We start from the raw sequence: 15,415 nt of genomic DNA on the forward strand, positions 1-15,415 counted from the left end.
TTTTGAAAACCTTGCAGAATCACGGCTGTATATTATATTCTTCTAGTTTTCTATACAAAGTCGCAATTCCAATTTCTAACAATCTAGCCGTTTCTGCTTTATTTCCTTTAGTATAATTTAAAACCTTTTGAATATGAAGTTTTTCAACACTCTGCATGGAGAAAGCTGACATTGATTTGTTACTTTTTTCAGCTTGATGTTGCATTTCATAAGGCAGAACATCTGAAGTTAAAGTATCGCCATTACTCAAAATAACTGATCTTTCGATAATATTTTTAAGTTCACGGATATTTCCCGGCCAGGAATAGTTTTCTAATTTCTGCAGAAAATCATCTGAGATATGTAATGTTTTTTTATTCGTTTTTTCAGAAAATTGTTTAACAAAATGATGCGTCAAAACCGCAATATCTTTAATTCTTTCTCTTAAAGAAGGCAGTTTAATTTCGAAGATATTCAAACGAAAATACAAATCAGAACGAAAACGATGTTCATCACTTTCTGTTTTTAAATCTCGGTTTGTAGCCGCAATTAATCTGAAATTTGATTTTTTTGGAGTGGTGTCGCCAACCGGAATATATTCGGAAGTTTCTAAAACGCGCAATAACTTAGCCTGAAGATCAATTGGCATTTCTCCAATTTCATCCAGAAATAAAGTTCCGCCATTGGCTTCTTCAATAAAACCTTTTTTATCTTTTAAAGCTCCCGTAAAAGCGCCTTGTTTGTGTCCGAAAAGTTCACTTTCCAAAATTTCCTTACTAAAAGTACTGCAGTTTAAAGCCACAAAAGATTTCCCGACGCGATTACTGTTTTCATGAATGGCCTGTGCAAAAACTTCTTTTCCGGTTCCCGTTTCTCCTGTAAGTAAAACAGTCGAATCTGTTTTCGCTACTTTTTGTGCGAGATCAATAACCTGTTCAATTCCTTTTGATTTTCCAACAATAGTGCTGAAGGAATATTTATCGTTGATACGTTTTTCAAGTTGCTGTACTTTCTTTTGCAAATGAACTTTTTCCATCGCTTTATAAAGAAGCGGAATAATTTTATCGTTATCGTCACCTTTTACAATATAATCGAAAGCACCATTTTTCATTGCCTGAACGCCGTCTGGAATATTTCCAAAAGCAGTTAACAGAATAACTTCCGTGAGCGGAAAACTTCCTTTTATGTTTTGAAGAAAATCAACGCCGTTTCCGTCAGGCAGTTTTACATCACATAAAACAACATCAATATCCGTTTGTTCCAGTTTTTTAAAACCTGATTTTAAATCTTTGGCTTCAAAAACTTCAAATCCTTCCGATTTTATAATACGTGCCAATAGACTTCTCAGTTTCTCTTCGTCGTCTATAATTAAAATTTTGTGTGTCATTTGCAGATAAGCTAAAACCAAGTAGGTATTTTGATGTACAAATGTAGGTTTTAAATCATTTTCCTTTTTTGATTCAGCGGAAATTCTTGCGAAAATTCGATTTTCAAAATCGTTCCGTTATTATTTTCCATAGTCAATTTTCCTTCAAGATCATCCGTTAAACCTTTTATCAGGCTCATTCCGAAAGAGTTTGCTTTTTTATCGTTGAGGTTCAAATCAAAGCCAATTCCATTATCAGAAATAGTCAAAACATATTGATTTTCGGCTATAGTTTCAAGCGTAATATAAATCATTCCCGTTCGGTCTTCGGGAAAAGCATATTTAATAGAATTCGTAATCGCTTCATTCAAAATTAACCCAAGCGGAACTGCATGTGCCACATCTAATTCCAGCGGATCAATTTTTACTTCAAAGCGAATTCTCTGTCCAAGCGAAAAAGAATCTCGTAAATATTCGACCAATTCCTTAATATAATTAGGCATATTGATTGTCGAAATATTCTCGGAATTATACAGTTTTTGATGAATCAAAGACATCGAATGAATTCTGTGCTGACTGTTTTTTATCGCCGACAAAGCCATATCATTTTCTAAATAAGCAGACTGCGAATTCAGCAGACTAATTACAGTTTGCAGATTATTTTTTACACGATGGTGAATTTCTTTCAACAGCCATTCTTTCTCATCCAGTAAATGCTTTAGATTAATGTTTTTCTGGTTGATTTCTTTTTCTTTGATTTCAAGTTTGGCGTGATTTCGTTGTTTTAATCGGTATCGGTTAAATAATAATGCAATCACTACGAGTAACAATACTAAACTCCATATAGAGACACTATTCAATAGTTTTGATTTTTGCAATTCGCTTTTTTGCAATTTATCCTGATTATTTAAAAGTTTAATTTTTTGTTCCTTATTAGCCGTTTCATATTGAATTTTAAGTTCGTCAATTTGTTTGTTTTTATCCACTCCATGAGTTGAATCCATTATTTTTTTGTAATCTTTAAAACGTTCTAGAGCACCTTTAAAATCACCATTGATCGAATCTGTTTTATACAATAAAAGCTGAAGTGCATGCGAATTATATTTGTCATTGGTTTTTAAAAGTACGGCAGCTTTATCATAATAAAATTTAGCTTCTTGAGGCTTATTTATTTTGATATAAAAAAGAGCTATTATAATATATTCGTGAATGACTTCTCTAAAAGTTTCCGGACCATTTAACTGCTGTGCATAATAAGCCGTTTCTTTAAAGTATTTTTCGGCTTTAACAAAATCCTTTATTTCGTCATAAGAATTGGCTTTAACATAGGCAACAGACATTTTATCAAAAGTGCTTTTAGGAGGATGCTTTTCTGTCATTGAATTAATATAAACAATCGCTTCTTTAGTTTTTCCTTTTAAGGATAAAGCCGCTACAGCACTATAAAAACTTTTGTACCAAGTGCCGGTATCAATAGTATGCTGGCCTATTTCGATACTCTTTTTGTACAATTCTAAGGCTTCTTCGTGATGACCATAATGATTATATACATCTCCCAAACGCATATAAAAAATGTCACCAAATGTATAATCCTTTTCGGCATCCATTCTTTTTACACTTTTTAGAGCATAATATAATGCGCTTGGGGTATTGTGCATTGCCATTTCAATATAAGCAATTGTAGTTTCTGCAAATTGCTGATGTGTAAAACCAATTTTTCGTAAATCAACTAAATTTTGATACAGTCTTTTTTTAGCTTCGTTTATTTTATTTGTCCAAAAATAGATTGTTGTAATCTTCATGTAATTTTCTATTCTCTTTTCTTCTAAACCTAAAGAGGCGTAAAGCGAAACAGCTTCTTGCAGTATTTTTTCTTTTTCGGGATCGAGATTGAATAAAAGAGTTCCGTAAGCGTCTAAAGCTTCGGCAAGACCTAATTTGTCATTTTGTTTTCGGCATTCATCTATAACCTGTAAAAATATTTTTTTTCCTTCCGGTTGATTATTAGCCTGATAATAATATTTGCCTAATAACAGCAAACTTCGATGCTGCCATTTTTGTACTTTAATCTGATTACTTGCCAGAACTGCTTTATCAATATAAAGTTTTGCATTTTGTAAATCCTGTGGTTTTGTTCCGGGCTTAAAAAGATAAAAACTTCCTAACTGAAGTAATAATTTAATTTGGTCTTCACCTTTTGATTTAGCCAAAAGCTTTAGTACAGAAGTGATGTTTCCTTTATCTATGAACTCACTTCCAATTAATTTTGCACCATCATTAAAGCCTTCAGTATAGCTTAGTGAAACAGGCAATTTGTAGGCTTTACAAGCAACAACTACAGCACTATCGACATCTATTGCGCCTTGGTTAGCATTATACAAATACATCGAACACGATTGTATTAATAGTCTCTTTTTAGCAAGATCATATTTAGCAACTGCAGGGGCTATTTGTGCAAATAATGAATTGGTAATTAACAAAATCAAATAGAAAGTAAACGGTCGTTTCATAATTTGTTAAAAATTAGTTTTTTGGATTGGTTTTAGTAAACAAATATAGAAATAAAGAAGTGTGCTTTTTTTGAAAAATATCAAGAAAATTCACATTAAATGTGATTTTTTTTGATTTAAATTTTCAAAAACACTGAGATTACTGGTATTATTTAACTAATTTTATGCCAGTGAATTATAAAGATTATAATATAAATAATACTACATTTATGGGAACCTTGTCTGATAAAAGCACCCAATCTGACGAAACCGACTTTAAAAAAGAAATACTAATTGTTGAAGATCAATTTATTGAAGCACATGATTTGCAGCTAATTCTGGAAAAAGCAAATTATAATGTTATAGGAATTGTGCGTTCTGTCGATCAGGCTTTGGATGCAATTCAGACTCAAAAACCAGATTTGGTATTTTTGGATATTATGCTCAAAGGAGATAAAAACGGAATTTATCTGGCACATATTTTAAAGGAAAAAAATATCGGCTTTATCTTTATTTCAGCAAATTCAAGCAAGAGAATTCTGGACCAGGCTAAAACTACACAGCCATACGGATTTATTGTAAAACCTTTTAGGGAACAAGATATTCTAACAACGCTCGAAATTGCTTTTTACAGACAAAAATACAGTCTGGAATCGCAGTTAATGCAGCAATTAGAATTGAAAAATGAGCTTACAGAATTAATCAATTCAAACCTGAAACTCGAAGAAGCTTTATTGGCTTTTGCCAAAATCATTCAAACTTTTATTTGCTTTGATTATTTAGAAGTTGGATTTGTAAATGCAGAACAATATTCGAACCTCGGAATCATCCGAAAAAATATCGATCAGTACCAAATTATAAGCGTACAAAAGTTTTCTCAAATTGCCGATATATCCATAAAAGAGTTAAACGAAACCTACGTAAAATCTCAAATAGACATAAAACCAATTATTTACAGTGAAGAATCGCTGATTAATAATTTTCAGGCCGCGCCGATAAAAGGAATTATTTCGCATAATTTCGGAATCAAATCATATTTGGTTTTTCCACTTTCAATTGCACTTTCGCAGCGTTTTTGTTTTACGTTTTACAGCCGTAATTTTAATGTTTATTCCGATGAAAATCTGAAATTATTATCCAATCTTGAAAATACATTTTCCCAATTTATTTCCCGTTTTTATTCTTCTGAAAAAATAATTGTTGAAACAAAAGAAATTCCGCAGAAAAAAGAAAAAATCGAAAACACAAAATCAGGTTTTGAAGGAATAATTGGCAACAGCTCACAAATGGTAACGGTTTTTAATTATATCAAAAAAGTCGCGCCATCTGATACTTCGGTTCTAATTTTAGGAGAAAGCGGAACTGGAAAAGAAAAAATTGCCAAAAGCATTCACGATTTATCGCCAAGAAAAGACAAACCATTAATTATTATAAATTGTGGTGCGATTCCTGAAAATCTAGCTGAATCACTACTTTTCGGACATGAAAAAGGTGCTTTTACAGGAGCTTTAGAAAAACGAATAGGGAAGTTTGAACTGGCAAACGGCGGAACAATTTTTTTGGATGAAATAGGAGAAATGCCGTTAGAACTTCAGGTAAAATTATTGCGTGTTTTACAAGAACGCGAAATAGAACGTGTAGGCGGATTGATGCCGATAAAAATTGATGTCCGCATTATTGCAGCAACCAATAAAAACCTTGAAGAAGAAGTTGCTGCCGGACGTTTTAGAATGGATTTATATTATCGTTTACATGTTTTCCCAATAATGGTTCCCTCATTAAAAAAGAGAAAAGAAGATATTCCTGAACTGGCAGATTATTTTATAAAAGTTTACAGCGAAAGAATGAGTCGAAAAGTGCCAACGCTTTCTGATAATGCTTTACAGCAAATAACAAATTACGATTGGCCGGGAAATATTAGAGAACTCGAACATCTTATACAACGTACATTATTGCTCACAGAAGGAAATACAATTAAAGCAATTGAATTTTCGCCTTCGTCAAAAATGCATGCACAGCAAAATACCGATTCTTTTTCGATTAAAACCATTTTAGAAAACGAGCGTGATTACATTTTATATATTCTTAAAAAATGTAACGGAAAAATCTCCGGCGCGGGCGGCGCAGCCGAAATTCTGGATATTCATCCTTCAACCTTAAATTCAAAAATCAAGAAATTAGAAATTAAGCGAGAAATAAGTTAATCTACCGTATAAAATACTTAACACATAGAAACATAGTTTTTCTTTATCTATAAAAAGAAAATTAAAAGAAACTAGTTTCTAACACATAGATCTATGTTTGTTAATGCAAGTGAAACGCCTTTTAACAACAGCAAAACCTATGTTTCTATGTGTTTAAAAAATAAATTAGGTAACCTTTTCAATCCATCTTGCAACACTTTCTGCAACTTCCTGCGACTCGCTCTGAACAATTACAAAATGATTTTTGTTTTTAAATTCTTTGTAACATGTTATGGAATGCAGGTTTCTATGTTTTCTAAAATTCCAATGAACCAATTTCGGAGAAATAATTTGGTCTTCAGAACAAGAAATAAAAAAGAGCGGAACATGTTTTTTTCTGAAATTGATTTTGGCATTTTTTGAAAATAAATTTCGTAGCGCTTTTTTAGATTCAGGAATAATGAATTTGTCATATTCCGTTTTTTGTTCCTTTATTGATTCAATGTTGAAGAATATATTTTTCCAATTTTCGAATGATAAGATGAAAGTTTTTTTAGAAGAAAAAATACCAAATGAAAAAGGTATAATGTTTTTATAAAATGAAAATTTTAAAGCCGTAAAACCTTTTGGCGGAAAAGGATTGATACAGATCCCAGCTTCAGCTAAATCTTTCTGAACTAATAATTGCACTAAAAGTCCGCCATAAGAATGTCCAACTAAAATAGGTTTCTCTGGAAGTTTTTCAATAATTTCGGTATAATAACACAAAAGATCAAATAAAGTAATCGATCCAATTTTCACACACGGATTTAGTTTTCTTAAATTTTCAGCCGAATCATTTTTATGAAGCCAGGGCGGAGCCACAACTTTGTATCCTTTATTTTCAAAAAAAGTAATCCATTCTTCCCAATAAAAATGGCTCACAAAAGCTCCCGAAATAAACACAATTGTTTTTGTATTAGATAGATACATAGCAGGATTTTTTAGTTGTATTTTAAAATACAATCTACATGCCCTTTTGCGAAGTATTGATTATAGAGGATTTCCTGCTTTTTGACCTTAATCAGACTTATTATATTTCGTTAAATACTTTTAATGTGTTGAAATATCATTCTTTTAAAGCTTACTAGTTATTATAGTTAGCTAAAATTAGACGCTGATTTTACGGATTCACTTCGTGAAAACGCGGATAAAAACGGATTTTTTATTTCTATTTTATCATCTAAAAAATCAAATCTGTGTCAATCAGCGTTTTCACGAAGTGAATCCGTTTTATCCGCGTTCAATTAATCACAATCATTGAATTTATGTTTAAAGAAAATGTATCTTTAGAACCTCTAATTCTAACCTTAAAATGAAAATACCACATTCCAGAATAAAATCCTTTTTATTCACTTTTGCTCTCCTAATTAATTCAGCATTTGTTTGTTTTGCAAATGATTATACTACTAAAACAGATTCAACAAAAACGAAAACTATTTCCTTTAAAATCAAATTGAAATCAGACAATAAAGTCAAAATAAAACCAGCTCCTTTAAAATTCAACAAACATTTTGCATACAGTTTTACGCTTGATGATGGATATCGATCTGCTTATTTAACCGCTTTTCCGTTATTGAATGGAGGAAAAATCAGCAATCCAGATAAAAACGAATGGAAAATTGATCAGGGAGGAGACGGAACAACTTCAAAAGGTCTTTTTTATTCAGACGGATTCGGAAATAAAATACCGTTTAAACTGGCTTTGGCAGTAAACGGCGGTTCAGTTCGGGATTTACCAGCAAACCGCGGACATCTTTCGTGGCCGGAAATTAAAGAAATGTACAATGCCGGCTGGGATATTTTGAATCACGGTTTTCACCACGCAACAAAACACGGCACAAATTATTTGACAGAAGTAACCGAAAATACCACATCGATAAAACAAAATCTGGATTTTACAATGTCGCATTTTGTGGTTCCGGGCGGAGAAGGTGATGAGAAATATTATTTGGAATATGAAAAAGAGGCGCTTAATAACGGGCATTTTTCGGTTGCGTCTTATTATGGTGTTGGTCCAGTTTTTAATGTAGATTCAAAAGTAAATTTAGATAAAATGATTACGGCTAGAACTTTTGTACAGAGTTCAAAAGACACAACGAGTTTTAAAACGATGGATCGTTATTTAAAAACCATAGATTCAATTGTAAAACAACCTAATACAGTTTGGTTTAACGAATTTACCCACGGAACAGGAAATACAAATTTGTGGAATTTAAGCATGCGCTTTCCTGATTTTAAATACTATATGACAACGCTTGCCAATAAATATGGTGCAAAAGGAAACGATTCTATCTGGATGGCGCCGTGGCAGGAAGTTTACGAATACATTTGGTTAAGAGACAGAATTAAAGTTGATTACAAACAAAAGAATAAGGAAATTGAAGTTACGATTGAACTGCCTGAAATCCCAGAAAATTTTAGACATAAAGATATTTCTTTAGCAATCGATACTTCTTCAAAATTTGAAATCGAATCCAATAAAGATTTAAAAATTAAAGACGACGGAAAAACAACTCACAAACAGATTTTGATTCAATTGAAATAAAAGTTTTTTGCCACAGATTAAAAGGATTAAAATGATTTTTTTTTGCCACGAATTCACGAATTTCTCTAATTCCTATTTTTGAATGGTTTTTATTTCAAACATAGCCCGTGGTTTCAACCACGGGTACACAATATATAATTACACCCAATTCGTAACGTTTCCCGCGGTTGAAACCGCGAGCTATGTTTTGAGTATTTGCGAAACACTAAAATTAAAAATTAGTGGAAATTCGCGAAATTCGTGGCAAAAAAACTAATCAATCTCCTTTTCGTTATCCTTTATAAAAGTATCAATATTCATTAAATACGGATCAATAACAATGCGTTGAGGTTTTGTTTTGAGTTTAACTTTACCTTCAATTTTATTGTTTTTGATAGTAAAAGGATAAAGAAACAATTTTCCGTTTTCATCATAAATTCCAATATCTATAGTGGTATCGTTTGCAATTTGTTTTCGTTCTCCAGTTGCATTTTCTTTATATTTTTTAGAATCAGCTTTAAAAGAAACTTCATAAAAACCATTCTTTTTACTATTTGAAACAAATTCTATTTTTGAGGAATACGTGATAATCTGCTTAAACATTTCATCTAATTTAGAATGTAGTTTTTTATCCGTCACAGCATAAAATTCTTTTAATAAATCTTCAGAATCAGGAAACGGATTTGGATATTTATAATGATTCAGAAAATTTTTCAAAGCCAGATTTACTTTTTCTTCACCAATTAAAACCCGAAGCTGATGCATTATCAGCATTCCTTTATCATAAGGTAAATGCGGGGTTTCGTAATTCGTTTTATACAAAGGCGTTTCAAGATCATAACTTCGGCTGCTCAAATATAAATCCAGGTGAATTTTTAAAGTTTCCAGCGTTTTTTCCAAACCATGTTCTTTTTCATACAACATCAGTTCGGTGTATTGCGCCAGAGTTTCAGTCAAAATCCAGCTTCCTTCTTTTTGTTCCGGACTTATTTGTGAATTCCCCCACCATTCATGCGACAATTCATGAGCCGTTAATTGATTAATTACATCTTCCTTATCCTTGTTGTTGAGGTTGCTGTAAAAACCGAAATTCTCTTTCATAAAAACTGTCGACGGATATGAAGTTGCAGCAAATCCATCGGCGAAAGCAGAAACTTCGGCATAACGAATTGTTTTGTACGGATATTTACCAAAATTAGTTTGGCAGTAATCTAAAGTATTTTTTACATCCTGAATTAGTTTTTTAATGTTTCTCGAATGTCTTTCATCATAAAAAACTTCAATAGAAATACCTTTATAATTCGTTTTTTGAATTTCATATTCGGCAGAAGAAAAAGCAAAACGAAATGGAATCTTACCGTTAGATTTATAATGAAAATAATTGCGATCGCTTTTTTTCCAATTCCCAATTAAATCTCCAACACCAATCGCGGTTTGATTTTTAGAAGTCGAAACCACAGCATCATAATCAACAAAATCATATCTAATTTCCGATTTGTCTTCCAGTTTTTTAAGAGGCGTCTGCGGTTTCAAATGTCTTTTTGTTCGCTCTTTTTTACTGCTGATTTCATTGGATTCCTGATAACCAAAAAGTGGAAAGTAACGGCTTATTCGCATAAACGAACCATTTTCGATTATAGAATTAAAAGCAGTATGTCCTTTAAATGGCGACCAGGAAGACTCAAAAGAAAAGCTCATTTTTATTTTCTGCTGAGGCTCTAAAGGTTTTTCCAATCGATACCAATAATGCTGAAATGCCGAAACATCGTCCAGATTTTTCGAATTCGGAATTTCAACAGAAGTCAGTTTCGAATTTCGATCTATATATAGGAGTAAACTATCAATAGGTTTTTCAGAATTATTGATCAATTCATAAACGCCTTTTACCTCATAACGATTTTCCTCAGGAAATAAATCGACTTTACTTTTTATAGAAACAATCGTAGGTTGCTTAAGATTGGTATATTTTTTAAATTGAGTTTCATATTTCTCGCTCCAATTGTTCTGATCGTCTTCGGTCAAATATGGATATTCGATATTCGTTTTATAAAAAAGATAACTCCCGAAACCAATAAAAAGAATAACCCCGAAAGTAAAAGTTGTTTTTTGAAAGCCATTAAATGAATTTCTTCGAAAGGTTTTTAGGATTGAAGTATTTCTTTTCCACAAAATTCCTGTCAAAGTAAGAAGCAGTAAAGCCAATCCTAAATTGTACAACATCGAAATATGAAACGGAAAAGTATATTTTCCGAAACCATTTAAATCAAAATATTCCGTTTTAAAAGCATTTCCAAATCGCAGTAAAGGATGTGAAATTCCCAATTGTTCTCCAATTCCCGTGCAAAACAAAATGCAGACAAAAGCAGCAACCGAAAGGCCGATGTATTTATTTTTAATAAAAGTTTGAATTGCAATTACCAAAATCGAAATCAGCATCAACGGAAATCCGAGATAATAAAATAAAGAAAGATAAAGACCAATTTCGATTGAAGCATTCGCATTCGCAATCTGAAAGGCGCATCCGATTAAAATACTAATACTAATAATGATTAGCGGAATGATAAAAAGTGCTGTCAATTTGGATAGTAAAACTACGAACAGAGAATAAGGTGCGGTATTTTCCAACATTTCAAATCTCGAATTTTCGCTTCGGTTTAATAATTCACTGCTGTAAAAAAGTAGAATCAAGATTAGAATAAAAGGCAGACGATCCATTATTGTGGAAATCATCAAAGCCGTATCCGTAATTTTTTCGGCTAATCGGATTCCGCCGTCAATTTCATCCGAAATTTCGATTGCCATTAATCCCGAAAATAGAAGAACAATCAATAAAAACGGAATTCCTTTAAGAACTAAAAAAATATCCAGCTTGATATTGCTTTTAAAAACAGCAAAATTATGTCTAAAAGTTTTGAATTCGATGTTTTTTGGAATTTCCGAAGAAAGAATTTTTACTTCTTTTGAAATAGTTTTTGGCGTTTTTATCTTTTTAGTTTTTGTTTTTCGGAAGGAAAATAATCGATACGAAACAAAAAGTAAAAGCAATGAAACCGAAATCCACAACAATCGGTTAAATAAAAAGTTCCCCGAAAGCGAAACCAGTTCGGTATTTTTTTCAATCGAAGTCCAATACCTCGTTTGTTCTAAAAACGCTGCCAAACCAAACGGATCTATTTTTGCTGCCAAAGACATGGCTTTCGCAGAAGACGGTGAAGCATTTGCAAAGATTGGCGAATTCGAAAAAATTGAACCTGCGATGTATAAGATGTAAATTAATAAACCGCCAACATAAATAAAAAGTTTGCTTCGCGTAAGCCAGGCCAAAGCCGTCAATATTGCAAGGCACAAGAAAATATTCGGAATCACAATTACAAAATACGGCCAGAGATAATTGATAATTTCAAAAGGACCAATCTCACTTTTAGAAAGCCATGACATTTGATGCCCAACGATCATTCCGACGATAAACATTCCAAAAGAAACTACGGCGATTATAAATGCAGTAATAAATTTAGGAGCCAAATAATGTAACTTAGAAATAGGAGAGGAGAAAATAATCGAATCGAATTTCGTTTCATATTCTTTTAAAAAACTCTGCGCAACCTGAAGTGTAATCGAAAAAATCGTCATTAGCGAAATCAGGCCAATCGCATACGTAAGCACATACGGACTATTTTTGTAAGCGCCCGAAAAAGAAAAATTCGCAAAAGCACTCACAAAAAATCCTAAAACCAAATAAATAATAAACGTGGCATAAAAAGTCCAGCTTCTGGTATTGTTATGCCATTCAAATTGAATTAATTTAGAAAGCATAACACTAATTTTTAAGTTGATTTTGAGCTAAAACACTAAAATAAACATCGCTCAAATCTGGCGACATCAATTCGAAACCAGAATCTGGGCATTCATCGGAGAAAGCATGAATATTGATTTTTCCTGAATTTAAGTTGGACGAAATGATATTAAAGTTCGATTGATAGTCTTTCAGTTCTGCTTTCTCAATCGTCTTTATCCAGATTTTACCTTTTAAAGAATCGATTGCTTCATTTGGTTTTCCTTCCAAAATCAATTTCCCGTTAGAGATAATTGCCATTTTAGGACATAAATCGCGAACGTCTTCCACAATATGTGTTGACAGAACTACAATAATGCTTTCGCCAATTTCACTTAATAAATTATTAAATCGGTTTCTTTCTTCCGGATCAAGTCCTGCAGTTGGTTCATCCACAATAATAATCTTCGGATTTCCCAACAAAGCCTGAGCAATTCCAAACCTTTGGCGCATACCGCCGGAAAAAGAATGAACCGCTTTATCTTTATGCTGGAGTAAATTAGTCTGTTGCAATAAATACAAAATTTGATTGTGTCGTTCCTTTTTATCAACAATTCCTTTTAAAACTGCCAGATGATCGAGCAGGCGATAAGCCGAAATTTTAGGATAAACGCCAAATTCCTGTGGAAGATAGCCCAGATTTTGCCTGATGTACATTGGATTTTCCAGAATATTAATTCCGTTAAATTCAATAATTCCAGCAGTAGGTTCCTGCAAAGCGGCAATAGTTCGCATTAAAGTCGATTTTCCGGCGCCGTTTGGCCCAAGTAAACCAAACATTCCGTTTGTAATTTCAAGCGATAATTGGTCAATCGCTTTAGTGCCATTCTCATACGTTTTGCTGAGATTTTGGATTGATAAACTGTTCATTTTTTGATTGATTTTGATGATTGAATTAAATTATGATTTGAAAAATTTAGGCAATAGAATGCCTGTCGGCTTCAAAAACCGATTTATTTAGGAGTGAAATAAGATTTAAAAGAAAGCTATTCTGCCACGTATTCTAAAATATCGCCAGGCTGACAATCTAATATTTTACAAATAGCTTCGAGAGTATCAAACCGAATTCCTTTTGCTTTTCCAGTTTTTAGAATCGATAAATTGGCAGGCGTAATATCTAGTTTTTCTGCCAACTCTTTACTCTGCATCTTGCGTTTAGCAAGCATTACATCAACATTTACAATTATTGGCATGGTTATATAAATAAGTCTTGTTCGTTCTGAAGGTTTAAACCTTGTTTAAATATGGCTGCTAAAAAGTAAGCGAAAACGCCAAGCATTCCGTGTAATAGAATAAAAAGAGAAACTTCATTATCCAGCGGAACAAAAAAGAAAGCCACAAATATTACAATACCCGGAATTAATAAATTGGATAAATAGAAACGCCTTAAATGAGAAATTCCGTTTGTAGTAAATAATTTAGGCTGAAAAAATACCTTAAAAACATTACTGCTCAATAAAAAGAAAAGTCCGTACAAACTCAACGGAGCCAAAAAATCAAAAAGAATATAAGGCAAATTGTAATCCCCAAGCATTAAAGGATGAGAAGTAAAAGGATAACAAACCTGAAAATACTTTCCGTTGTCTTTAAATGTCAGAAACAATCCTGTAATTAATGTAAAAACAGAATATCCGGCCAAAAAGAAATAAACCACAGACAAAAATCGGGTAAAATAAAATAATATTTTGGATACAATATGAGTTGTCTTCATATATTGAAAAGTTAGATTGATATTGCAAATGTATAATTAATTATCGTAAAACAATAATTAATTATTAAAAATTACATTTTTGAAAGGTTTTAGAAATATTATAAATCTATTAACATTAGAAAACAAAAGGCATCCGTATAAATGAGTTAATTTTGCTTATTAGCATTTTTTTATATGAAAAACCCAATTTCAGTCTCATTATTAGACCTCGCTATCATCACTCAGGATAGTAACGCTTCAGAAACATTTCAAAAAACAAAAGACATAGCGCAATTAGCAGATACTTTAGGATACAAGCGATTTTGGCTTGCAGAACATCACAATATGGCACACGTTGCAAGTACAGCAACAGTGGTTTTAATTGGTTATGTAGCAAGTCAGACAAAAAATATCCGTGTAGGTTCTGGCGGAATCATGCTCCCGAATCATTCTCCTTTAGTAGTTGCCGAACAATTTGGAACCCTGGAAACGCTTTATCCAAACCGAATCGATTTAGGTTTAGGAAGAGCACCGGGTACAGATCAGCCAACCGCCGAAGCAATTCGAAAAGACTTTTTTGATCAGGCACAGCGTTTTCCGCAAAACGTAAGCAAGCTTCAAGAGTATTTTTCAAGTGAAAATGCAACAGGAAAAGTGCGTGCATTCCCAGCCGAAGGTCTAAAAGTTCCAATCTGGATCTTGGGATCAAGCATGGACAGCGCGGCTTTGGCCGCAGCTTACGGATTACCTTATGCTTTTGCAGGACACTTTGCGCCGAAGCTGATGATTCAGGCATTTGAATTCTATCGTCAAAATTTCCAAGCTTCAGAGTTTTTAGATAAACCAAAAACAATGGCCTGCGTCAATATCATTGCGGCAGACACAAACGAAGAAGCAGAATTATTGTCTACAAGTCTGTATCAAATGTTCCTAAACTTAATTAGAAACGACCGCAAAGGTTTACAGCCGCCAGTTCCGTCATTAGATGACATCATGAACGAACAAGAACGTTTCCATGTCAATCAAATGACAGCCGGAACTTTCACAGGAAACAAAGAACAATTAGAAACCGATTTGAAAAAATTCATAGACTACGCCAGAATCGATGAACTAATGGTAACAAGTCCAATCTTCAATCATCAGGCAAAACTAAAAAGTATTCAAATCACAAAAGAAGCAATCGACAGTCTAAACAAAAGTATACATATATAAGTATACTATATAAGATTAGATTTTATTCTCACAACCCGACAGTTTTTAAAAACGTGTCGGGTTTGTTTTTTATACATATATATACATATATATATATA

General features: G+C 32.7%; 10 protein-coding genes. 3 read left to right on the forward strand and 7 right to left on the reverse strand.

Features of this window, described 5'->3' with window-relative positions; translation table 11 throughout:
- Window positions 1–19: 19 nt before the first annotated feature.
- On the reverse strand, window positions 20–1,366 hold the full coding sequence (locus B3C18_RS00245) for a sigma-54-dependent transcriptional regulator (protein WP_291140564.1): 1,347 nt from the start codon (window positions 1,364–1,366) through the stop codon (window positions 20–22).
- Window positions 1,367–1,416: 50 nt separating this feature from the next.
- Entirely contained in the window at window positions 1,417–3,855 is a 2,439-nt protein-coding gene (locus B3C18_RS00250; protein ID WP_291140567.1) for a sensor histidine kinase, read from the reverse strand.
- A 164-nt stretch (window positions 3,856–4,019) separates the two neighbouring features.
- Here B3C18_RS00250 and B3C18_RS00255 point away from each other — a divergent pair, with 164 nt between their 5' ends.
- Window positions 4,020–6,038, forward strand: a complete 2,019-nt coding sequence (locus tag B3C18_RS00255) for a sigma 54-interacting response regulator (protein WP_291140570.1) — start codon at window positions 4,020–4,022, stop codon at window positions 6,036–6,038.
- 165 nt (window positions 6,039–6,203) lie between these two features.
- Here B3C18_RS00255 and B3C18_RS00260 read toward each other — a convergent pair whose 3' ends face one another.
- Window positions 6,204–6,989 (reverse strand): alpha/beta fold hydrolase, encoded by a 786-nt coding sequence (locus B3C18_RS00260; RefSeq protein ID WP_291140572.1) that lies wholly within the window; start codon window positions 6,987–6,989, stop codon window positions 6,204–6,206.
- 382 nt (window positions 6,990–7,371) lie between these two features.
- On the opposite strand from B3C18_RS00260, the gene B3C18_RS00265 reads away from it, so the two are divergent.
- Window positions 7,372–8,604: a polysaccharide deacetylase family protein gene (locus tag B3C18_RS00265; protein WP_291140575.1), complete on the forward strand. Its 1,233-nt coding sequence runs from the start codon at window positions 7,372–7,374 to the stop codon at window positions 8,602–8,604.
- Between the two features lie 252 nt (window positions 8,605–8,856).
- Here the strand turns inward: B3C18_RS00265 and B3C18_RS00270 are convergent, their stop codons facing one another.
- The 4 genes from B3C18_RS00270 to B3C18_RS00285 form a co-directional block, all read right to left on the reverse strand.
- A complete protein-coding gene (locus B3C18_RS00270; protein WP_291140578.1) occupies window positions 8,857–12,396 on the reverse strand; it encodes an ABC transporter permease/M1 family aminopeptidase in 3,540 nt (1,179 codons plus the stop codon).
- Between the two features lie 4 nt (window positions 12,397–12,400).
- Window positions 12,401–13,285 carry an ABC transporter ATP-binding protein gene (locus B3C18_RS00275; protein WP_291140581.1) on the reverse strand — a complete coding sequence of 295 codons (885 nt, stop codon included), beginning with the start codon at window positions 13,283–13,285 and terminating at the stop codon, window positions 12,401–12,403.
- A 116-nt stretch (window positions 13,286–13,401) separates the two neighbouring features.
- Window positions 13,402–13,608, reverse strand: coding sequence for a helix-turn-helix domain-containing protein (locus B3C18_RS00280; RefSeq protein ID WP_012024053.1), 207 nt, complete (start codon window positions 13,606–13,608; stop codon window positions 13,402–13,404).
- Between the two features lie 2 nt (window positions 13,609–13,610).
- The gene (locus B3C18_RS00285) at window positions 13,611–14,126 is read right to left on the reverse strand and encodes a DUF2975 domain-containing protein (protein WP_291140588.1); all 516 of its coding nucleotides are present in this window, start codon (window positions 14,124–14,126) and stop codon (window positions 13,611–13,613) included.
- A 174-nt stretch (window positions 14,127–14,300) separates the two neighbouring features.
- Between B3C18_RS00285 and B3C18_RS00290 the strand changes: the two genes are divergently transcribed.
- Complete coding sequence (locus B3C18_RS00290) at window positions 14,301–15,317, forward strand: LLM class flavin-dependent oxidoreductase (protein WP_291140591.1); 1,017 nt, start codon at window positions 14,301–14,303, stop codon at window positions 15,315–15,317.
- Window positions 15,318–15,415: the final 98 nt, after the last annotated feature.

It is taken from the genome of Flavobacterium sp. UBA7680 (assembly GCF_002482975.1).
Classification (GTDB): Bacteria; Bacteroidota; Bacteroidia; order Flavobacteriales; family Flavobacteriaceae; genus Flavobacterium.

Bases quoted from the DNA above. Each gene is read 5' to 3' on its own strand.
- B3C18_RS00245 (WP_291140564.1), bottom strand. From the start codon at position 1,366: ATGACACACAAAATTTTAATTATAGACGACGAAGAGAAACTGAGAAGT.
- B3C18_RS00250 (WP_291140567.1), bottom strand. From the start codon at position 3,855: ATGAAACGACCGTTTACTTTCTATTTGATTTTGTTAATTACCAATTCA.
- B3C18_RS00255 (WP_291140570.1), top strand. From the start codon at position 4,020: ATGCCAGTGAATTATAAAGATTATAATATAAATAATACTACATTTATG.
- B3C18_RS00260 (WP_291140572.1), bottom strand. From the start codon at position 6,989: ATGTATCTATCTAATACAAAAACAATTGTGTTTATTTCGGGAGCTTTT.
- B3C18_RS00265 (WP_291140575.1), top strand. From the start codon at position 7,372: ATGAAAATACCACATTCCAGAATAAAATCCTTTTTATTCACTTTTGCT.
- B3C18_RS00270 (WP_291140578.1), bottom strand. From the start codon at position 12,396: ATGCTTTCTAAATTAATTCAATTTGAATGGCATAACAATACCAGAAGC.
- B3C18_RS00275 (WP_291140581.1), bottom strand. From the start codon at position 13,285: ATGAACAGTTTATCAATCCAAAATCTCAGCAAAACGTATGAGAATGGC.
- B3C18_RS00280 (WP_012024053.1), bottom strand. From the start codon at position 13,608: ATGCCAATAATTGTAAATGTTGATGTAATGCTTGCTAAACGCAAGATG.
- B3C18_RS00285 (WP_291140588.1), bottom strand. From the start codon at position 14,126: ATGAAGACAACTCATATTGTATCCAAAATATTATTTTATTTTACCCGA.
- B3C18_RS00290 (WP_291140591.1), top strand. From the start codon at position 14,301: ATGAAAAACCCAATTTCAGTCTCATTATTAGACCTCGCTATCATCACT.